15 protein-coding genes and 2 tRNA genes are annotated in these 21,311 nt (G+C 71.2%); 14 read left to right on the top strand and 3 right to left on the bottom strand.

Going from position 1 to position 21,311, the window contains the following annotated elements:
• Positions 1-23: 23 nt before the first annotated feature.
• Positions 24-2,120, bottom strand: a complete 2,097-nt coding sequence (locus MXD61_RS00580) for a class I SAM-dependent methyltransferase (RefSeq protein ID WP_248810702.1) — start codon at positions 2,118-2,120, stop codon at positions 24-26.
• 659 nt (positions 2,121-2,779) lie between these two features.
• Positions 2,780-2,853, bottom strand: a tRNA-Gly gene (locus MXD61_RS00575).
• Between the two features lie 47 nt (positions 2,854-2,900).
• Here MXD61_RS00575 and MXD61_RS00570 point away from each other — a divergent pair.
• The 5 genes from MXD61_RS00570 (at position 2,901) to clpX (ending at position 7,875) form a co-directional block, all read left to right on the top strand.
• Positions 2,901-2,973: transfer RNA gene (locus MXD61_RS00570), tRNA-Pro, on the top strand.
• A gap of 63 nt (positions 2,974-3,036) precedes the next feature.
• Positions 3,037-4,524 (top strand): trigger factor, encoded by a 1,488-nt coding sequence (gene tig / locus MXD61_RS00565; RefSeq protein ID WP_248810699.1) that lies wholly within the window; start codon positions 3,037-3,039, stop codon positions 4,522-4,524.
• 339 nt (positions 4,525-4,863) lie between these two features.
• Entirely contained in the window at positions 4,864-5,505 is a 642-nt protein-coding gene (locus MXD61_RS00560; RefSeq protein ID WP_248810697.1) for an ATP-dependent Clp protease proteolytic subunit, read from the top strand.
• 119 nt (positions 5,506-5,624) lie between these two features.
• A complete protein-coding gene (locus tag MXD61_RS00555) occupies positions 5,625-6,281 on the top strand; it encodes an ATP-dependent Clp protease proteolytic subunit (protein ID WP_175084469.1) in 657 nt (218 codons plus the stop codon).
• 304 nt (positions 6,282-6,585) lie between these two features.
• Complete coding sequence (clpX, locus tag MXD61_RS00550) at positions 6,586-7,875, top strand: ATP-dependent Clp protease ATP-binding subunit ClpX (RefSeq protein WP_163549139.1); 1,290 nt, start codon at positions 6,586-6,588, stop codon at positions 7,873-7,875.
• A 104-nt stretch (positions 7,876-7,979) separates the two neighbouring features.
• Here the strand turns inward: clpX and MXD61_RS00545 are convergent, their stop codons facing one another.
• Positions 7,980-9,254 carry a folylpolyglutamate synthase/dihydrofolate synthase family protein gene (locus MXD61_RS00545; protein ID WP_248810696.1) on the bottom strand — a complete coding sequence of 425 codons (1,275 nt, stop codon included), beginning with the start codon at positions 9,252-9,254 and terminating at the stop codon, positions 7,980-7,982.
• Positions 9,255-9,487: 233 nt separating this feature from the next.
• Between MXD61_RS00545 and MXD61_RS00540 the strand changes: the two genes are divergently transcribed.
• From MXD61_RS00540 to MXD61_RS00500, 9 genes are all read left to right on the top strand, one after another.
• Complete coding sequence (locus tag MXD61_RS00540; protein WP_248810694.1) at positions 9,488-11,032, top strand: glutamate ligase domain-containing protein; 1,545 nt, start codon at positions 9,488-9,490, stop codon at positions 11,030-11,032.
• 102 nt (positions 11,033-11,134) lie between these two features.
• A complete protein-coding gene (gene ndk, locus MXD61_RS00535) occupies positions 11,135-11,548 on the top strand; it encodes a nucleoside-diphosphate kinase (RefSeq protein ID WP_163549136.1) in 414 nt (137 codons plus the stop codon).
• Positions 11,549-11,969: 421 nt separating this feature from the next.
• Positions 11,970-13,001: a rod shape-determining protein gene (locus MXD61_RS00530; RefSeq protein ID WP_248810691.1), complete on the top strand. Its 1,032-nt coding sequence runs from the start codon at positions 11,970-11,972 to the stop codon at positions 12,999-13,001.
• Positions 13,002-13,245: 244 nt separating this feature from the next.
• A complete protein-coding gene (gene mreC, locus MXD61_RS00525) occupies positions 13,246-14,250 on the top strand; it encodes a rod shape-determining protein MreC (protein ID WP_248810690.1) in 1,005 nt (334 codons plus the stop codon).
• Positions 14,251-14,256: 6 nt separating this feature from the next.
• The gene (gene mreD, locus MXD61_RS00520) at positions 14,257-14,799 is read left to right on the top strand and encodes a rod shape-determining protein MreD (RefSeq protein ID WP_248810689.1); all 543 of its coding nucleotides are present in this window, start codon (positions 14,257-14,259) and stop codon (positions 14,797-14,799) included.
• Positions 14,796-17,066 (top strand): penicillin-binding protein 2, encoded by a 2,271-nt coding sequence (mrdA, locus tag MXD61_RS00515; protein ID WP_248810687.1) that lies wholly within the window; start codon positions 14,796-14,798, stop codon positions 17,064-17,066. Before mreD ends, mrdA begins: the two co-directional genes overlap by 4 nt.
• A gap of 63 nt (positions 17,067-17,129) precedes the next feature.
• On the top strand, positions 17,130-18,365 hold the full coding sequence (gene rodA, locus MXD61_RS00510; protein WP_248810686.1) for a rod shape-determining protein RodA: 1,236 nt from the start codon (positions 17,130-17,132) through the stop codon (positions 18,363-18,365).
• A 55-nt stretch (positions 18,366-18,420) separates the two neighbouring features.
• The gene (locus MXD61_RS00505) at positions 18,421-20,481 is read left to right on the top strand and encodes a TIGR03960 family B12-binding radical SAM protein (protein WP_248810684.1); all 2,061 of its coding nucleotides are present in this window, start codon (positions 18,421-18,423) and stop codon (positions 20,479-20,481) included.
• Positions 20,465-21,268 (top strand): TIGR03936 family radical SAM-associated protein, encoded by an 804-nt coding sequence (locus MXD61_RS00500; RefSeq protein ID WP_248810683.1) that lies wholly within the window; start codon positions 20,465-20,467, stop codon positions 21,266-21,268. The genes MXD61_RS00505 and MXD61_RS00500 overlap by 17 nt, the downstream gene beginning before the upstream one ends.
• Positions 21,269-21,311: the final 43 nt, after the last annotated feature.

Raw genomic sequence — 21,311 nt, 5'->3', positions numbered from 1 at the left:
ACGGCCAGGGGTCGATGGGCGCTCTAGCGGCGGCGAGCCAGCACGCGGTAGGCGTTGGACCTGGACCCACCGGTCAGGTACGGACGGGTGACACCGTCGAGCACGAGACCCGCGGCGAAGGCGGGCGCGAGCGCCGTCGCGAGCGCCGCCCGACGCAGCCGCGGCGCGGTCGACGCCTCGGCGCTGCCCCACGGGTTCGACGGCGAGGGTGCCCGCGTCTGCAGGAACCCGAACGGCACCGACAGCGGATCACCCGGCTGGTGCACCTCACCGAAGATCGGCCCCGAGGTCTCGAAGCCACGCTCCTCCAGCGCCACGACGAGGTTCGCCGCGGGTATCAGGTGCTGGTGCTGGGGGATCAGCCAGCCGGGCCACATCGAGCCGTACCAGCGGGCCGCGGGGCTGTGCGGATTGGGCACCTCGATCAGCAGATGGGCGCCGGGCGACAGGACCCGCGCCGCCGCGTCCAGCTCGGCCTGCGGCTCACGGGTGTGCTCCAGGTAGTGGAACATGCTCAGGATGTCGTACTGACCCTTGAGTCCGTCGGCGAGCTCGGGGAACCGACCGCGGTAGACCTCGTCGGCCCAGCCCCGTCGCCGCGCCTGCTCGACGCCGCCGCCCATGTCGAGCAGGTCGAACTGGGTGGACGGCCAGATGGACCGGGCCGAGTTGCAGAAGTGCCCGTGGCCGCCACCGACGTCCAACCAGCGTCGGGGCGTCGGGATGGCCTGGCGGGCCCGTTCCAGGTACACCCGGTCGTCGAACCCGAACAGCTCCTCCAGGGCCGACGCGCCGAGGCCGTCGTAGAAGTCGCGGTAGTAGAAGTCCAGCCCGTCCAGGGACAGCCGCGGATTCTGGAAGATGTGTCCGCACGCGGTGCACCGGTCGTAGCGAAACGTCCCCGGCTTGCCCTGGGTGACGTCGCGGCCCCGCAGGTGCGCGACAAGATCGCCGGCGCCGCACCAGGGGCAGTGCGCCTGCGCGGGCTCGAGGAAACGATCGAGACCAGCGGCGAGATCCGCCTGGTAGACGACCCGACTACGCGCGACCTGGGCGGGATCCGGTCGCACCGACACCTCGAGCAGTTCCCGCCGCAGCCCACGGCCCTGCTCGCCCGGCCCTGCCTGCCCCGTCTGCCCGGCCCGCGCGGACGCGGCGGACGCGGACGGCCGGGCGGGCGTCTCGTCGGCGCGTCCGGGCCAGACGCGGGTGGCCGCCGCCCGGAGCTGGCCCACGCCGTCCCGGCGGCGCCGTAGGGGACTGCGGACGAGATCCGCCCCGGTCACCCGCACCCGCCGGCCGCCGACCACGGCGGGTTGCAGCCAGGAGGCGGTGAGCGCGGCGAGCGCCGCCGGGGGACACCCGCCGGCCGTCAGCAGGATCGCCGCGTCCCGCAGCGCCGGCAGCACCAGCTGCGCGGGCTCCCAGGCGTAGGCGGTCCGCTGGACCGTCCACCGGTGCGCGCCGCGGTCGTCGGCGACGCTGAGTCCCGGCAGGACGGCGAGGTCGGTGGTGATCGGCGCATGCCGCTTGCCCAGCTGCAGCAACGCCACCAGTTCCGCCGCCGTCAGCCCACCGATGTCCGCGGTCCCGACGGCCTGGGCGGTCCTGTCGGCCGGGGTCGTCCCGGTGGCGTGGGCCGGGTCGCTGGTGTGGGTCGGATCGGTGGTGTGGGTCGGATCGGTGGTGTGGGTCGGGTCAGCGGCGGCGAGAAGGCCGGAGCGGACCAGGACGTCCCGGCGGACCAGCACGGCGGCCCCGGCGCTGCGTCCCCGGGCGATGCGCCGGGACGGGAAGCTCGCCGGATCGACCATCCGCGCGAGGTCGAGCAGCTGGTGGGGCGACAGCGTGGCGGGCACGAGGTCGAGGACGTCCAGGCCGCGACGTGTGGCGTACGCCTGCGCGGCCAGGCGCTGCGCGTCGGTGAGTCGCACGTCGGCGCCGGTCAGCAGCAGGTAGGGCGACGGGTCCGCGTCGATCCCGTCGACGTGGTCGGACGCGGCGGTCTTGAGGGTCTCGATGGTGTCGAGCGCCTGGACCCGGGCATGGAGTCGGGCGGTGTTCACCCCGATCCCGATCCCGATGGCCACCGGTAGCCAGCCACGACGTTGTGATGGCATGTGGAACCTTTCCTGGCGACGGTCGCCGGGATGTGGTGTGCGGCGACGCTGAAGCTGTCGGGCTGATGTGAGGCAGGACACTGATGTTGAGGCCGCGTAGCGCGGCGCAGCGTGGCCATGACGTCGCGGGATGCGACACGCGCGGGCGGTGGATATGCCGAACAGTCATCCCGGCGGCGGGGTCAGCCGGGCCGCGCCGCCGCCGTGCCCCGCCCTGGTCGGCCGGCGTCGTGATCGTTCGCTGCCATCGCCGTCCTTCCCTGCCCGCGGGCCGCGCGTCCCGGTCCGGGGCCTGGCTGGATCGTCACGGCTCCGTCCAGTGGGCACCCTAGGGCACCGAATGGTTTCCTTCTGTAACGACGTGGCGTGCGGCGCGTCCGATGTGGAGGTCCGCCGCGTGAGAGTGCCTCCGGTGGTCGCCGCACGGCGTCATGCCCCGGGCCTGCGATGTCCTTGTGTGGTCCGCGAAGTGCGAGGCTGCCGCGTCTCTCGCCCGCGACACGCCCGTCGGGCATCGGACGTCGGACATCGCCGACGGGGGAGGGACGGCCCGGCTGGACGAGGCGGATCGAGGCGGACCAGGCCGCGCGATACGGCCGGTGGTGACCGGTGCGATGGCGAAACGCCGAGGTGCGACGGCCGTGCCGTGACGGCGGCGGTGGAGCGGGTGACCGGGATCGAACCGGCATGGCCAGCTTGGAAGGCTGGGGCTCTGCCATTGAGCTACACCCGCGAGGTGATCGAGGCCAGCTTACCCCGTACTATGGGGAGGCGACGCCACGGGGCGTAGCGTAGTGGCTAGCGCGCCTGCTTTGGGTGCAGGAGATCGGGAGTTCGAGTCTCCCCGCCCCGACCGACAGCCCGATAGCCTCGGCGTGTCATCCCGTCCGACGTCGTACCAGGAGACAGCCGCGCCGTGAAGGCCACCAAGGAGACCCTCAGCCCGACCCGGGTCAAGCTCACCGTCGAGGTGCCCTTCGACGAGCTCAAGCCCTCGCTCGACGCCACCTACCGCAAACTCGCCCGCCAGGTGCGGGTCTCGGGCTTCCGGCCGGGCAAGGTGCCGCCGCGGATTCTCGACCAGCGGCTCGGCCGCGGCGTGATCCTCGACGAAGCCGTCCAGGAGGCACTGCCGCAGCTGTACTCCGAGGCCGTCCAGGCCGAGGAGGTCGACGTGCTGTCGCGGCCCGAGGTCGACATCACCGAGTTCGCCGACGGCGGCCAGCTGGTGTTCACCGCCGAGGTCGACGTGCGACCCGAACTGACGCTGCCGGAGTTCTCCGACCTGTCCATCACGGTGGACGCGGCTGAGGTCACCGACGAGCAGATCGAGGAGCAGCTCGTCGGCCTGCGAGACAGGTTCGCCCAGCTCACCCCGGTCGAGCGTCCGGTGCAGGACGGCGACTTCGTCTCCCTGGACCTGTCCGCGCAGGTGGATGGCGAGCCGGTCGAGGGCGCCGAGGCGACCGGCCTCTCCTACGAGGTCGGCAGCGGGAACCTGGTCGCCGGCATCGACGAGGCGATCATCGGTGCCGCCGACGGCGAGTCCCGTACCTTCACCACCGAGCTGCTCGGCGGTGACCAGGTCGGCCAGTCGGCGGAGGTCACCGCGACGGTGCGCGGGGTCAAGGAGAAGGACCTGCCGGCGCTCGACGACGAGTTCGCCACCATCGCCAGCGAGTTCGACACGCTCGAGGAGCTGCGGGCGGACGTGGCCCGTCGCCTCGAGCAGACCCGCCGCGCCGAGCAGGTCGGGCAGGCCCGGGAGAAGCTGCTCGAGGCGCTGCTGGAGCGGGTCGACGTGCCTGTCCCCGACTCGCTGCTGGCCAGCGAGCTCGAGGCGCGTGAGCACCGGTTGACCCACGAGCTCGAGCACCTGGGCACCGACCGGGCCGGCTACCTGGCCACTCTGGAGAAGTCCGCCGAGGAGTTCGACGCCGAGGTGCGGGAGAACGCCGGCAAGGCGATCCGCTCGCAGTTCATCCTCGACGCCGTCATCGACGCCGAGTCGATCGGCATCGATCAGGGCGAGCTGATGGAGCAGGTCATCATGCGCGCCCAGCGTTCCGGTGTGCAGCCCGACGTGTTCGCCCAGCAGCTCGCCCAGGGCGAGGGTCTGCAGGCCCTGATGGCCGACGTGCTGCGGACCAAGGCCCTGTTCCTGCTGCTGGAGAGTGTCGCGGTGGTGGACGGCGAGGGCAGCCGGGTGGAGCTCGCGCTGCCCAGCCGCGCCTCGGCCGAGGGTGACGAGGCCGAGAGCGACGAGGCCGAGGGTGACGCACCCGCGGTGGAGGCGGTCGAGGGCGACGAGAGCGCCCCGTCGGCCGAGGCGGCCACTCCCGCCGAGTCCACCTCCGCCGAACCGGCCGCGTCCAAGGGCAAGGTTCGCGACCGCGACATCTGAGTTCCGCCCCGCACGGCAGGGGCGCCCCGCGGGCGCCCGAACGGCCGCTGCGTCACCGATGGCCCCCGGGACACATCCCGGGGGCCATCGTCGTTGAGCGGCCCGTACGGTCGGGCGTGGCCGGCACCGACGCGACCAGAGGTCACCGCGTCGCCGAACGTGGCCGGGTGCCGCAGGGTGTCGCAGGGTGTCGCGGGGTGTCGCCGAGGGGCGGTTGGACTGGCCGGTCCTCACGCCCAGCGCGAACATCGAGCCGGAAGGACCGGAACTCGCGCGTGTCACAGATAGTGTCGAGCCGGTCAATCAGCCGCCCCATGTGAGGAAGCCGAGGAGCTGACCGTGAGTAACCTCGCAGTTCCGCGCCTGCCCGTCTCGGGTTCGGAGCTCCGTTCGCCCGGCCAGGGCGGACCCGCGTTCGACGACCAGGTCTTCAACCGACTGCTGGCCAACCGGATCGTCTTCCTCGGCTCGGTTGTCGAGGACTCGATCGCCAACACGATCTGCGCGCAGCTGCTGCTGCTCAACGCGGAGGACCCGACCCGCGACATCTTCCTCTACATCAACTCGCCGGGCGGCTCGGTCAGCGCCGGGATGGCGATCTACGACACGATGCAGTTCGTCGAGAACGACGTCGCCACCGTGTCGCTGGGCCTCGCCGCGTCGATGGGCCAGTTCCTGCTGTGCGCGGGGGCCGCGGGCAAGCGCTACTCCCTGCCGCACGCGCGGATCATGATGCACCAGCCGTCCGGTGGGATCGGTGGTACCGCCTCCGACATCGCCATCCAGGCGGAGCAGATGCTCTACACCAAGCGGATGATGCAGGAGCGCATCGCGTTCCACACCGGCCAGCCGATCGAGCAGATCGAGCGCGACTCCGACCGTGACCGGTGGTTCACCGCCGGGGAGGCGAAGGACTACGGCTTCGTCGACCACGTCGTCCAGCAGGCCCGTCAGGTCCCCAGCGAGGGCCCGGTGAGCTGAGCGGCCCACCGGCCGCCGCTGGACACCGCCACCCCACTGGCCGCCCCTCACCCGGACCGCACGTCGTCATCCGCTTCCCGGAGGCACCCACCATGTACCACGAGACGCTCTACCAGCAGATGCGGTCCGATCAGGCCCGCCAGGCCGCCATGATGGCCCCGCAGGGCCGCTACGTCCTGCCGAACATCATCGAGAAGACGTCCCGCGGCGAGTACGGCATGGATCCGTACTCGAAGCTGCTCAAGGAGCGGATCGTCTTCCTCGGCGTGCAGATCGACGACGTGTCGGCCAACGACGTGATGGCGCAGCTGCTGTTCCTGGAGTCCGAGGACCCGGACCGCGACATCTCGATCTACATCAACTCCCCGGGTGGGTCGTTCACGTCGCTGACCGCGATCTACGACACGATGCAGTTCGTCCGGCCCGACATCTCGACGATCTGCATGGGCCAGGCCGCCTCCGCGGCCGCGGTGCTGCTCGCCGCCGGTACGCCCGGCAAGCGGTTCGCGCTGGAGAACAGCCGGATCCTCATCCACCAGCCGTCCGCCCAGGGTGAGGGCCAGTCCAGCGACATCGAGATCCAGGCCCGCGAGATCCTGCGGATGCGGTCGCTGCTGGAGCGGATGCTCGCCGTGCACACCGGCCGCAAGGAAGAGGCGATCCGCAAGGACATCGAGCGGGACAAGATCTTCAGCGCCGAGGAGGCCAAGGCGTACGGCCTGATCGACGAGGTCATCAAGACCCGCAAGTCCTCCCGGCTCGCCACCACGAGCTGAGCGGTGCGCCTGTCGTGTCCCGATGTGGCAGACCTGCCACATCGGGACACGGGTGGGTGCAAACGTGGTCAGCGGGTCCAGTCCGTGACGCCTTGGCCTAACCGGACGGTGTGGACGCGCGAGGTCGGCCCAGGTGACCGTAGGCTGACCGGTACGAGCCGAGCGATAGGGCACTCACCGGGTCGCTCGGCGGGGTACCGTCCCCACGGGGATGGTTGCAGGCAGACACGCGACGACCGGGCGGTGTCAACCGCCCCTGACACGCAGGCGACACCATCGTCTGGACGAAGGGACTGAGTCCTCGGTGGCACGCATCGGTGATGGCGGTGACCTGCTCAAGTGCTCGTTCTGTGGCAAATCGCAGAAGCAGGTGAAAAAGCTCATCGCCGGCCCTGGCGTCTATATCTGCGACGAGTGCATCGATCTGTGCAACGAGATCATCGAAGAGGAACTCTCGGAGTCCTCCGAGCTCAAGTGGGACGAACTCCCCAAACCGCGTGAGATCTACGAGTTCCTCGACGGCTACGTCGTGGGCCAGGAGACGGCGAAGAAGACCCTGTCGGTCGCGGTCTACAACCACTACAAGCGGGTGCAGGCCAGCGGATCCGCGACTGGCGACGGCAGCAAGGGCGAGGTCGAGCTCGCCAAGAGCAACATCCTGCTGCTCGGTCCGACCGGCTGTGGCAAGACCCTGCTCGCGCAGACCCTCGCCCGGATGCTCAACGTCCCGTTCGCCATCGCCGACGCGACCGCGCTCACCGAGGCCGGTTATGTCGGTGAGGATGTCGAGAACATCCTTCTCAAGCTCATCCAGGCCGCTGATTATGACGTCAAGAAGGCCGAGACCGGCATCATCTATATCGATGAGGTCGACAAGATCGCGCGTAAGTCCGAAAATCCCAGCATCACCCGGGATGTCTCCGGGGAAGGCGTGCAGCAGGCGCTGCTGAAGATTCTCGAGGGCACCACCGCGAGCGTGCCGCCGCAGGGTGGCCGCAAGCATCCGCACCAGGAGTTCATTCAGATCGACACCACGAATGTCCTGTTCATTGTGGGTGGGGCGTTCGCCGGGCTGGACCGGATCATCGAATCCCGGATCGGCAAGAAGTCCCTCGGTTTCCGCGCCGTGCTGCACGGCAAGGACGACCCGGACGCCGCCGACGTCTTCGGCGACATCATGCCCGAGGACCTGCTCAAGTACGGCATGATCCCCGAGTTCATCGGCCGGCTGCCGGTGCTCACCAGCGTGTCGAACCTCGACCGCGAGGCGCTGATCCGCATCCTCACCGAGCCGAAGAACGCGCTGGTCCGCCAGTACAAGCGCCTGTTCGATCTGGACAACGTCGACCTCGACTTCACCTCCGACGCGCTGGAGTCCATCGCCGACCAGGCGATCCTGCGCGGCACCGGCGCCCGTGGCCTGCGGGCGATCATGGAGGAGGTGCTGTTGTCGGTCATGTACGACATCCCCAGCCGCAAGGATGTGGCCAGGGTCGTCGTCACCCGCGAGGTCGTCCTCGAGCACGTCAACCCGACGCTGGTGCCCCGGGACGTCGCCTCCAAGCGTGCCCCGCGCCAGGAGAAGTCCGCCTGACCGTACGAGCACCGCACGGCACGGCCCCGTAGGGGGACGCGCGGCACCGTACGCAGGCGCGAGACCGCTTCCGACCACGTGTCCGGCGGCGCGGCGCGTACTGGTCAGCACGTGCTGGTCAGCACGCGGCGGGCCTCGGTGAGGTGGTAGAAGGAGCCGGTCACCAGGATCGCCGTGGCGGGCGCCGCCTGTTCCAGGGCGTGGCGCACGGCGGTGGCGACATCCGCCAGGGCCAGTGCCGGCCGAAGGCCGAGCCGTCCCGCCGCGGCGACCAGCTCCTGGGCGGGGATCGCCCGTGGGGACGCGGGCTCGCAGCACAGCACCGCCGCGACCCGGTCGGGGTCCAGCTCCGCGAGGGTGGCCTCGAAGTCGTGGCCGCGCAGCGCCCCGTAGACCACGTTCCACCGTTGGCCCGGGAACTCCTCGGCCAGCGACCGGGCGAGCGCCGCGGCGGCGGCCGGGTTGTGCGCCCCGTCGAGCACCCGCGGCGGATCGGTGCCGACGATCTCGAGGCGCCCCGGCGCCCGGACGGTGGCCAGGCCCGCCTCGACGACGTCGGCGGGCAGCCGGTGACCGACGAAGGCCTCGACGGCCGTGAGGGCGCAGGCGGCGTTGGTCTGCTGGTACGTGCCGTGCAGCGCCAGCAGCACATCGTCGTAGCGGGCCAGGGGTGTGCGCGGATCGCCACGGCGGCCGGCACCGGCGGGGTCCGGGCGGCCGTTGTCGAAGGCGAACTGCGCACCGAGGCGCACCACGTCCGCGGCCGGGGTGCGGGCGAACACCGGGTCGAACCGGGCCGCGACGTCGCCGAGGACGAGCCGGGTCCCGGGTTTGACGATGCCGGCCTTCTCCCGGGCCACCCCGTCCAGGCTGCCCGCGTAGTCCAGGTGGTCCGCGCCCACGCTGGTGACCACCGCGACTCGTCCGTCGGCGATGTTGGTCGCGTCCCACCGGCCGAGCAGGCCGACCTCGACCACCGCCACGTCCACGGCGCGCTCGGCGAACCAGTCGAAGGCGGCGGCGGTGAGCAGCTCGAAGAACGTCGGACGTTCGGCCATCGGCGCGGCCGCGTCCACCGCGGCGCCGACACAACGGGCGAACGCCTCGTCGTCGGCGGGCTGGCCGTCGAGCACGAGCCGCTCGTTGACCCGTTCCAGATGCGGGCTGGTGTACAGCCCGACGCGCAGCCCCGCCGCGCCGAGCAGCGACGCGGTGATCCGGGCGGTGGACGTCTTGCCGTTCGTGCCGGTCAGATGGATCACCGGGAACCGGCGTTGCGGATCGCCGAGGCGCCGGGCCAGTTCGCGCATACGGTCCAGACTCGGCACCGGTGGCTGCGCGGTGATCGCCTGCTTCTCCAGGTCGACCGATTCGTTCAACGCCTGACACGCCGCCGCATATGTCCACGTCACCGGCTGACTTCGCCTCCCTGACCCCGCGGCGCCGAGCGCCGTCGCACTGGCGTCCGCCGCCCCGACCTCGGACGGACGGACCCCGACCGACCGGCCTCGACAGTAGCGACTTGGGCAACACGGACGAACAGTTCGGACCGTCCGGAGAGCGAACGTGCCGCAGCACACCCGGCCGGATCGGCCCCCGTAGGATCGGGGACGTGACAGGCGCCACGGTCAATGCCGGTACCACGCCCGACTCAGGTTCCCCCGCGTCCCCGGGTCAGGTGGCCTGGTCGGGTCCGTCCCGGTTCGCGGCCGCCTACGCGCGACGGGCCGAGGTCACGGCGCAGCCCGGGCTCGAGCGGCTACGCCGCCTGCTCGACCTGCTGGGCCAGCCGCAGCGGTCGTTCCCGAGCATCGTCGTCGCCGGTTCGGTGGGCAAGAGCTCGACCCTTGCCGTGATCACCGCCCTGCTCGAGGGGTTCGGTGTCCGCGCGGGCAGTCTGCGTGCGCCCGACTGGCTCGGCCCGGCCGAGCAGGTGGGGCTGGGCGTCGCCCGGATTCCGGCGGACGTGCTCGAACGCGCCTTCGACGACATCGAGCCCTACCTGCCGTTGGTGGAGGATGACGGCCACCTCGGCGCCCGCGAACTGCTGCTCGCGGTCGCGATCGCCGCCTTCGCCGACGCCCCGGTCGACCTCGCGGTCATCGAGTCCGGCGGGCCCGGTTCCGAGCTGCCCGGTGCGGGCGGCTTCGGTGACCTGGCCGACCTGCTCGACGTGCCGGTCGCCGCGGTGACGCCGGTGGCCCCCGCCTGGTCCGACGCAGGCTGGTCCGACAGCGGCGGGTCCGACGGTGGCGAGTCCGGCGCCGGCTGGTCGGGCGATGACTGGTCCGAGGATGGCGGTTCGGATGGTGGCGGTTCCGCCGGTGGCTGGTCGGTCGACCTCGCGGGGGAGGCGGACGAGCCGCGGCTCGACCGGGTCGCCGCGCCGGTGGGAACCGTGATCCGTTCCGGCACGCTGGTCGTGCTCGCCCAGCAGGCGCTGCCGGCGGCCCGGGCGTTGCTGCGCCGAGCCGCGCTGGCCGGCAGCACCGTGGCGCGTGAGGGCATGGAGTTCGGGGTGCTGGGCCGCCGGGTCGCCGTCGGCGGCCAGATGATCACGTTGAAGGGGCTCGGCGGTACCTACGAGGAGCTTTTCCTGCCCTTGCACGGCGCGCACCAGGCCCACGACGCCGCGGTCGGGCTCGCCGCGGTCGAGGCGTTCCTCGGCGGTGGGCAGAACCAGCTCGACCTGGACATCGTGCGGGCCGCACTCGCCCAGGTGGACGGCCGAGGCCGGCTCGAGGTGGTCCGGCGCAGCCCCACCATCGTGCTGGACGTGGCCGACAGCCCGCCCGCCGTCACCGCCGTGGTCGAGGCCCTGCACGAGGCGTTCGGCTTCGACTCCCTGGTCGCCGTCGTCGCTGTGGAGGGGGACGAGGCCACGGCGGCCCGGATGCTCGCCGTGCTGGAGCCGGTCCTGGCCGCGGTGGTGCTCACCGACGGCGCGACGGCGGGCGCTCTGCCCGTGGACGATCTGGCCGCCGTCGCCGGCGGGGTGTTCGGCGCCGACCGGATCGAGGTCACCCCCCGGCTCGACGACGCCCTCGACGACGCGGTTCGCCTCGCCGAGGCCGAATCCGAGCTCGGCGGGGCCGGGGTGCTGGTCCTGGGTTCGGCGCCCGTTGTGGGACGGGCGAGGGCGTTGCTGCGCTTCTGAGGCGGCCCGGTTCGGGCATGGTGATGTCTGCGGCACCCTGTAAGTTGACGTGGGGCCCACGGGCTCCACTGACGACGATGTCGATGATCGAGAAGGAGTACCGTGTCCGCCGAGCGCACCCTCATCCTGGTCAAGCCGGACGGCGTCAGCCGTGGTCTCGTCGGTGAGGTGGTCGGCCGGCTCGAGCGCAAGGGGCTCAGCCTGGTGGCCCTCGAGCTGCGCACGCTCGAGCGTTCGGTCGCCGAGACGCACTACGGCGAGCACGCGAGCAAGCCGTTCTTCGGTGAGCTCGTCGACTTCATCACCTCCGGTCCGCTGGTGGCGCTCGTCGCCGAGGGCCCCCGTGCGGTCGAGGCCTCCCGCGGCCTGATCGGCGCGACCGACCCGGTGAAGGCCGTTCCCGGCTCGCTGCGTGGTGACTTCGCCACGGAGATCGGCCAGAACCTCGTGCACGGCTCCGACTCGCCGGAGTCCGCCAAGCGGGAGATCGACCTGTTCTTCCCCGGCCTGAGCTGACGTTGGTACCCGTTCGAGGTCAGCCTGTCCGGCCGGCCTCGAACGGTGGCCCGCCATGGCCGCTGGGCCCGGCATGCGGCACCTGTTCGGAAAACCGCGCGGTGTGGGTTCTTTCTGACTCCTGGGTATCCAGCGGGTCGATCCGGCGCAACCGTGACACGAGTGGTTTGACCGCCGTCCGGGACGGCGGGTGGCCGCACGGCGGTCTACCCTTGCGATACTCGCCCGGAGCGTGTTCGGTGGGTCGCGCGGGCCGGCTGTGCCGGTCGGTCGCACGCATCGCGGCAGGCTCGGCGGCCAGCCCTGCCCGAGCAACGAACCCTGTACGTGATTCACGCGGTTGTCCGGTTCCGGTGACCACCGGCGTCGCCGCGCCGAAGGCGGCCAGGACCGCATCCCCCCGGGAAGGTCGGTACCGACGATGTCCAGCTCACTGTCGTTTCTCGGTCGTGACATGGCCGTTGACCTCGGTACCGCCAACACCCTGGTGTATGTGCGGGGGCGCGGCATCGTCCTGAACGAGCCGAGTGTGGTCGCGATCAACACGACGACCTCGGGCATTCTCGCCGTCGGTACCGACGCCAAGCGCATGATCGGCCGCACGCCGGGCAACGTCGTCGCGGTCCGTCCGCTCAAGGACGGCGTCATCGCCGACTTCGAGACCACCGAGCGGATGCTGCGCTACTTCATCCAGAAGGTGCATCGTCGGCGTCACTTCGCCAAGCCGCGTCTGGTCGTCTGTGTGCCCTCGGGAATCACCGGTGTCGAGCAGCGGGCGGTCAAGGACGCCGGTTACGAGGCCGGTGCCCGCCGGGTGTTCATCATCGAGGAACCGATGGCCGCCGCGATCGGCGCGGGCCTGCCGGTGCACGAGCCGACCGGCAACATGGTGGTCGACATCGGTGGCGGCACCACCGAGGTCGCGGTGATCTCGCTGGGTGGCATCGTCACCAGCCAGTCGATCCGCACCGCCGGTGACGAACTCGACGTCGCGATCATCTCCTACGTGAAGAAGGAGTACTCGCTGATGCTCGGCGAGCGCACCGCGGAGGAGATCAAGATGGCGATCGGGTCGGCCTTCAAGGTGCCCGACGAGCCCAGCGCCGAGATCCGCGGGCGCGACCTGGTCACCGGCCTGCCCAAGACGATCGTGGTGTCCGCGGAGGAGATCCGCAAGGCGATCGAGGAACCGGTCAACGCGGTGATCGACGCGGTCAAGGTGACGTTGGACCGCTGCCCGCCGGAGCTCTCCGGCGACATCATGGACCGTGGCATCGTCCTGACCGGTGGTGGCGCGTTGCTACGCGGCCTGGACGAGCGGCTGCGGCACGAGACCGGTATGCCGATCCACATCGCCGAGAACCCGCTGCATTCGGTGGCGATGGGCTCGGGCAAGTGCGTCGAGGAGTTCGAGGCGCTGCAGCAGGTGCTGATCTCCGAGCCGCGGCGCTAGCGCCGGACCCGCGGCGCACCCGGCGTCCACCGCCCGGTCACTCCCCTGGGGGAGCACATCCGGGTGGGGCCACGGGGAGAATCCGCCTCGCGGTCCCGCCCCGGCGGGCAACGACCGGTCCGATCCGGGAACATCGCGGCGAGGTCGGTCGTCCGATGAAAACGATGGGTGGTGTCCCCGCGCGCCCGATCGCGGTGCGTGCTCGATCGCGGTGCGGGACCTGAGAGCTCGTTCGGAGGCTGCTGTGGGGCGTGACACGAGGCGATCCCGCCTGGTGATCGCCGCTCTGCTCATCGCGGCGTTCACGTTGATCACCCTCGACTACAGGACGGGACGTTCGGCGACCGGCGCCCGAGGCGTCGTGCACAGCGCGCTCGGCGGCGTCGAGGACGGGGTGAGCGCCGTGTTCCGGCCGATCGGCCACACCGTCTCGTCGCTGGCCCACCCCAACCGCTATCACGACCGGGCCGACCGGCTCGCCCAGGAGAACGCCCGGCTGCGTCGTGACCTCGCCGACGACAAGATGATCACGCAGACCGGCAAGGAGCTCGCCGATCTGCGGTTGCTGGCGAACAAGGGTCAGTACACCATGGTCCCCGCCCGGGTGATCGCGATCGGCGACGTCACCGGCACCGACTGGACCGTGACCATCAACGCCGGCAAGGACGACGGCATCGCCACGGACAAGACCGTCCTGAACGCCGACGGCCTGGTCGGCACGGTCGCGTCGGTGACCGCCCACACCGCCGTCGTGCGGCTGGTCTGCGATCCGAACAGCCGGATCGGTGCCCGGCTCGAACGCACCCAGCTCCTCGGCGCGGTGGCCGGGGGGCAGGGCCCGTCCACCCTGGTCTTCACCGTGTACGACGCGTCGTTCCGGGTGCAGAAGGGTGACCGGCTCACGACCTTCGGCAGCCTGGACTACGTCGCCGGCGTGCCGATCGGTGAGGTCACCAAGGTCACCGACGTCGGCGGGCTGTCGCGCACGGCGGAGGTGCGACCGTACGTGTCCGTCGGCACGCTCGACCTCGTCGGTGTGGTCGTCGGGCGCCCGACGGTCGACCCCGGCGACCGCCTGCTGTCCCCCCAGCCCGCCCCCCCGGAGCCCACCACCCCTGCCCCGGCACCGGAGGCCACCCTCGTTCCGGATGCCGCCGCCTCCCCAGGCGCCACGACGCAGGGCGTGACCGGCACCCCGGGCGTGACGGGTACCCCGGGCGCGACGGGCACCCCGGGCGGGGCTGGCTGAACCGGCATGTGGGAGATCCTCGACTCCGACGAGTCCGTGCGGGTGCGGTCGGTGGTGGCCGCGGTCCTGATGCTGCTGGTCGCGATCGTCGCGCAGGTGTCGGTGGTGGCGCGGTTCAACCTGCCCGGCGGGCGGCTCGACCTGGTCCTCGTCCTGCTGGCGTCGATCGCGCTGATCGAGGGGCCGCTGGTCGGGGCGATCAGCGGCTTTGTCGCGGGCCTGGCCGGCGATCTGGCGTCCACGCATGTTCTCGGACAGTCTGCTCTCGTTATGTGCCTGATCGGTTACGCTGTGGGTCTGGTGATGGATACGGCGGAACGGTCGGTAGCGGTGCCTCTGGCGGTGATCGGCGGGGCCAGTGTGCTGGGCACCCTGGGCTATGCGGCCATGACGTCGCTGCTCGGTGAGGCGGCGATGACCGGCGGTGAGGCCATCCGACGGGCCGTCGTCGCGGGCCTCTACGCGGTGATCGCCACGCCCTTCGTGTTCCCGTTGCTGCTGCGGGGCGCGCGCCGGCTCGCCGGGGACCGCGGTCGGGGCGGCCGATGAACGACCGGATGCGGGTCCGCGTCCTGCTGCTGCGGGTCGCGGTGCTTTCGCTGCTGGTCACGCTCGGTGCCCGGCTGTGGGTGCTGCAGATCCTTGACGGTGACCACTACCGGCAGGTGGCCGAGACCAACCGGGTCCGCGAGGTGGTCACCCCGGCGACCCGCGGCATGATCCTCGATGACCATGGCCAGCCGCTCGTGCGCAACCGCACGTCCCTGGTGATCTCGGTGAACCGGTCGACCACCGATCGCCAGCCCGACCGCGGCAAGGCCGTGCTGACCCGGCTGGCCGGCGTGATCAACACCCCCGCCGACGACCTGGTCAAACGCATCCGCTTCTGCACCGCCCAGGTCAAGCCGCCCTGTTGGAACGGTTCGCCCTACCAGCCGGTTCCGGTGGCCAAGGACGTCTCACCGGCGCAGGCCCTCGCGGTGATCGAGCATCCCGACCGTTTCCCCGGTGTGTCCGCCGATCTCCAGGCCGTCCGGGAGTACCCGCAGGGGTCGCTGGCCGCGCACGAACTCGGCTACCTCGCCCCGGTCACCCAGGACCAGCTGGACAAGCAGGGCGACGAGAAGGGCTACCACCTCAACAGCCTGATCGGCGTCGCCGGCCTGGAAAGCACCTACGACGACCAGCTGCGCGGCACGGACGGCGTCCAACGCCTGGAGGTCGACCGGTTCGGCCGGGTGGCGGGCACCGCGTCCACCACCGAGCCGGCCAGCGGCGACCATCTGGTGCTCAACCTCGACCTCGGTGTGCAGCAGGCCGCCGAACAGGCCCTGCAGGACACCATCAACTCCCTCGGTGGGGGCTCACGCACCGGATCCGCCGTCGTGCTGAACGCCCGGACCGGCGGCGTGGTCGCGATGGCGAGCCTGCCGTCCTACAACCCGTCGGTGTTCGTCGGCGGGGTGTCGGAGCAGGACTACCGGGCGCTGTCGGACCCGGCCAACGGCATTCCGCTGCTGTCCCGGGTCTACCAGGGTTCGGGTGCGGCGGGCTCGACGTTCAAGCCGGTCTCGACCGCCGTCGCGATGCAGAACCTCGGCGCCCGTGGCGACCAGCGGTTCCTCTGCTCACAGACGCTGCAGATCGGCGACCAGATCTTCCACAACTTCGACGGTGAGTCCGCCGGGCCGATCACCCTGCACCAGGCCCTGGTGATCTCCTGCGACGTCATCTTCGACCAGTTCGCCTACGACTCCTGGCTCGGCGACGGTGGCCTGCGCAACGGACGCGGACCCTACGCGCCGCCCAAGGAGTACTTCGTCCGGATGGCCGAGGCCATGGGCTTCGGCCGCGGCACCGGGATCGACCTGCCGGGGGAGACGAAGGGGTCGGTCGTCGACCGGGCCGACGCCAAGGCGATCTGGGAGGAGCTGAAGGACTCCTACTGCCGGCGGGCGAAGAACGGCTACCCCGAGGAGACCGACCCGGCGAAGGCGGAACGTTTTCGCAAGTACGCCGCCGAGGCCTGCGTCGACGGCTACCTCTACAACGCCGGTGCCGCCACCCAGTTCGCCATCGGGCAGGGCCAGTACCTGTCGGTGAGTCCGCTGCAGCTCGCCAACGCCTACGTGGCGATCGCCAACGGCGGCACCCTGTACAGGCCGACCCTGGCCAAGGCCGCGATCTCGCCGGAGGGCAAGGTCGTGCAGACCTTCCAGCCGCACAGGATCGGCACCCTGCCGGTCAGCCCGGAGATCCTCGGCTACATCCGGGACAGCCTGCGGGGCGTGACCACCGAGCCCGGCGGCACCGGGACGGGCGTGTTCGCCGACTGGCCGAGCGCCACCATCCCGATCGCGGGCAAGACCGGTACCGCCGAGGTCGAGGGCCGGGGTGACACCTCGTGGTTCGCCTCCTTCGCCCCGGCGAACGACCCCCAGTACGTCGTCGTGGTCTCGATCCCCGACTCGGGCACCGGCGCCGAGTACGCCGCACCGGTCGCCAAGCGCATCTACCAGGCGATCTACGGCGTCGGCCAGCCGGCCGCCCAGCCCGGTGGGCGACCCCCCGGGGGCCTGCCCAGGATCAACCGGGACGGCACGATCGCCGCCGCCACCGCCAGCGACCCGCTGCGCCCCCTGGGTCCCGGCGGGACGTCCAGCGCCGTCACGTCGATCCCAGCGGCCTCGGCCACCCCCCCGAACTCCGCCGGTGCGCTCCTGCCGGCGCTGGTCACGACGCCGACGAAGTCCCCGGTGACCACGCCGGTGGTCACCGGGGCCCCGACGTCCCCGCCGAGTCGTGCCCCGCCGTAGGAACAGCCGCGCGGGCCGCGGCGGGCGCGCAGATACCGCAGGAGGCGACGGGAGGTGGCGGGGATGAACCAGGATGTGGGGCCGACGGCGCTGCGGTCGTCGCCGGTGCCGGTGCGCGGGCGGATCGGGCAGCTACGGGACCGGGCGTCCGGGCGGCACTCGCCGTTGCGCCGGCTGGACTGGACGCTGCAGCTGTGCGTGGTCGCGCTGTCGGGTGTCGGCGCCCTGCTGGTCTGGTCGGCCACCCGGCAGCGCCTCGGCGAGGCCGGGGCCGACCCGCAGACCTTCCTCAAACGCCACCTGTTGAACCTGGTCATCGGCCTGCTGCTCGGCGCGGTCGCCACGGTCGTCGACTACCGGGTGATCCGGGCCTACGCGCCGTTCGTCTACCTGGGATCGCTGGTCGGCCTGGTGGCCGTGCTGGTGCTCGGGTCGACCATCAACGGAGCCCACTCGTGGATCGTGCTGCCGGCGGGCTTCCAGTTGCAGCCGTCGGAGTTCGCCAAGGTCGCCCTGGTGGTCGGCGCGGCGATGATCCTCGGCGAGAAACACGAGGACCGGCACACGGGCATCCAGCACAGCGCGCCCGGGCACGCCGACGTGCTGCTCGTGCTCGGGCTCACCATCGTGCCGATCGGGCTGATCATGCTGCAGCCGGACTTCGGCACCGTCATGGTGCTGGTGTTCACCGTGCTGGGGATGCTGGCGGTCAGCGGGGCGCCGCGGCGCTGGGTGCTCGGGCTCGTCCTGTGCGGGGTGCTCTTCGGCACCGCCATCCTGCAGTTCCATCTGCTGGCGCCCTACCAGGAGGCCCGGCTGACCTCCTTCGTCTCGGAGAACAAGGCGGCCAGCGGCACCGGGTACAACGTCAACCAGGCCATGATCGCCATCGCCAACGGTGGGATCTTCGGCCGGGGGCTGCTGCACGGCCAGCAGACCCAGGGGCAGTTCGTCCCCGAACAGCAGACCGACTTCGTGTTCAGCGTCGCGGGGGAGGAGCTCGGCTATCTGGGCGCCGCCGGGATCGTCGTGCTGCTCGGCGTGGTGCTGTGGCGGGCGCTGTCGATCGGTTTCGGCTCGCAGGACTCCTTCGGCGCGCTGATCGCCACCGGGGTGGTCTGCTGGTTCACGTTCCAGTCGTTCGTGAACATCGGGATGTGCCTGGGCATCATGCCCGTCACCGGACTGCCGTTACCGTTCCTGTCCTACGGCGGTTCGTCCATGTTCGCGAACATGATCGCCGTGGGTCTGCTCCAGAACGTCCGGCTGCGTTCACGCTCGGACCCGTACGCCATGTAGAGGTGGCGGCGGTGACCGTACGGCGCCGGTCGCGGCGTGCCGTAGGCTCGCGTGCATGTCCGGACAGTCGCTGTTCGCTCGCCTGGAGCCGCTGCTCCCGCGGGTGCGTCGACCCGTGCAGTATGTCGGTGGCGAAGGGAACTCCATCGTCAAACCGTGGGAGACCGCCGCCGTCCGCTGGTGCCTGATGTATCCGGACGCCTACGAGGTCGGCCTGCCCAACCAGGGCCTGCAGATCCTCTACGAGATTCTCAACGAGCAGCCCGATGTGCTGGCCGAACGCACCTACTCGGTGTGGCCCGACCTCGAGGCGCTGCTGCGTGAGCACGACCTTCCCCAGTTCACCGTGGACGCCCACCGTGCCGTCGGCGACTTCGACCTGCTCGGCGTCAGCTTCTCCACCGAACTCGGCTACACCAACCTGCTGACCGCGCTCGACCTCGCCGGCATCCCGTTGCACACGGCCGAGCGCCGCGAGCACGACCCGGTGGTCGTCGCGGGCGGGCATGCCGCGTTCAACCCGGAGCCGATCGCCAGGTTCGTCGACGCCGTCGTCCTCGGCGACGGCGAGCAGGCGGTGCTCGGGATCACCGACGTCGTGCGGGCCTGGAAGGCGGCCGGCAGCCCCGGTGGGCGCACCGAGCTGCTGGCCCGCCTCTCCCGGCGGCGCCTGGTGTACGTGCCGGCGTTCTTCGACGTCACCTACCGGCCGGACGGGCGGATCGAGGCGGTCCGGCCCAACCGGGACGACATCCCCGCCCGGCCGAGCAAGCACACCCTGTCCGACCTGGACTCCTGGCCCTACCCGAAGGCGCCGCTGGTGCCGCTCGCGGAGACCGTGCACGAGCGGATGAGCGTGGAGATCTTCCGCGGCTGCACCCGTGGCTGCCGGTTCTGCCAGGCCGGGATGATCACTCGCCCGGTGCGCGAGCGCAACATCGAGACCGTGGGCGCCATGGTGGACGCGGGGCTGCGCGCGACCGGCTTCAACGAGGTCGGGCTGCTGTCGCTGTCGAGCGCCGACCACAGCGAGATCGGTCGGATCGCGACCGGCCTCGCCGACCGGTACGCCGAGAGCAAGGTGTCGCTCAGCCTGCCCTCGACCCGGGTGGACGCCTTCAATGTCACCCTCGCCAACGAGTTCTCCCGCAACGGCCGCCGCAGCGGGCTCACGTTCGCCCCCGAAGGTGGCTCCGAACGGCTGCGCAAGGTCATCAACAAGATGGTCAGTGCCGAGGACCTGGTCCGCACGGTCAGCACCGCCTACGAGCACGGCTGGCGGCAGGTCAAGCTCTACTTCATGTGCGGCCTGCCCACCGAGACCGACGAGGACGTCCTCGAGATCGCAGACCTGGTCCGTGCGGTCATCCGCGCCGGACGGGCCGCCAGCGGTCATCGGGACATCCGCGCGACCGTGTCGATCGGTGGCTTCGTGCCCAAGGCGCACACCCCGTTCCAGTGGGTCGGGCAGGCCTCGCACGAGGTCACCGACGCCCGCCTGAAACTGCTGCGCGACCGGGTACGGGCCGACCGGGAGATCGCCAAGGCCGTCGGATTCCGCTACCACGACGGACGTCCGGGCATCATCGAGGGTCTGCTGGCCCGCGGGGACCGTCGCGTCGGCGCGGTGATCGAGCGGGTCTGGCGTGAGGGCGGCCGCTTCGACGGCTGGAACGAGCACTTCTCCTTCGACCGCTGGGCCAGCGCCGGAGCCGCCGAACTCGAACCGCTGGGCGTGTCGGTGGACTGGTACACCACCCGGGAGCGCGAGGAACGCGAGATCCTGCCCTGGGACCACCTCGACGCCGGCCTCGACCGGGACTGGCTGTGGGCCGACTGGCAGGAGGCCCTGCGCGGGACCGAGCTGGACGACTGCCGCTGGACGCCCTGCTACGACTGCGGGGTCTGCCCGACCATGGGCACCGACACCCAGATCGGCCCGACGGGCCGCACGCTGCTGCCGATCGCGGGTGTCTCCGCCGGTGGCATGGCCGGCGGCCCCGACGCCTCGGCAGCGGACGCACCACCGGCGGACGCACCACCGGCGCACGCTGCCAGTACGGCCATGGCGGCCACCGGGGATGAGGCGGTGGTGCGCAGTGGCGCGTCGGCCTGAGGGCCCGCCACCGCCACCCGTGGTCGCCCGGGTCCGGCTACGCTTCGCCAAGCGGGGAAGGCTGAGATTTCTGTCACATCGGGACGTCGCTCGTACGTTTGAGCGCGGCCTGCGACGGGCCGAGGTGCCGATGGCCTACTCGGCGGGGTTCAGTCCGCATCCGCGGATCTCCTGGGTGGGCGCGGCGCCGACCGGGGCCGCCAGCGAGGCCGAGTACGTCGAACTCGCGCTCGCCGTCGTCGTCGAGCCCGACCGGGTGCGGGCGGCGCTGGACGCCGCGCTTCCACCCGGCCTGGACGTGCTCGACGCCGTCCAGGCTGGTGGTGGTGCCGGTGGTGCCGGTGGTGCCGGTGGTGCCGGTGGTTCGGGGAGCCTGGCCGATCGGATCGATGCCTCCCGTTGGCGCATCCGCCTGCCGACGCTCGGCGAGCCGGCTCTGTCCGCCGCGGTCGCGGAGCTTCTGCGGCGGGACGAGGTGCAGGTGGAACGGGTGACCAAGGACGGTCGTCGGCGTTTCGACGCTCGCGGGGCTGTGGTCTTGGCCGTTTGTCGTGCGGAGAACGACACATGTGCGATACTGGAGTTGGTCGCACGGCACACGACGCCCGCTGTGCGGCCAGATGACGTGCTGACCGCCCTGTACGTGGTAGCTGGTCTGCGCCCGTCGGCTCCTCCCGAGCCCACCCGGCTTGAGCAGGGCCGGCTGCTCGATGATGGAACGCTGGCGGATCCGCTGGCGCCGGACCGCAACGACGCTGGCCGGCTGGTGGGTCGCTCCTCAGTGTGATGCAGGGCGTCGCAGGATTTCCCGGCGCTGTTCGCGTCGGACC

It is taken from the genome of Frankia sp. AgPm24 (assembly GCF_023243055.1).
In the GTDB taxonomy this organism is placed as follows: Bacteria; Actinomycetota; Actinomycetes; order Frankiales; family Frankiaceae; genus Frankia; species Frankia umida.
This window is presented reverse-complemented; position numbering and strand designations above follow the sequence as displayed.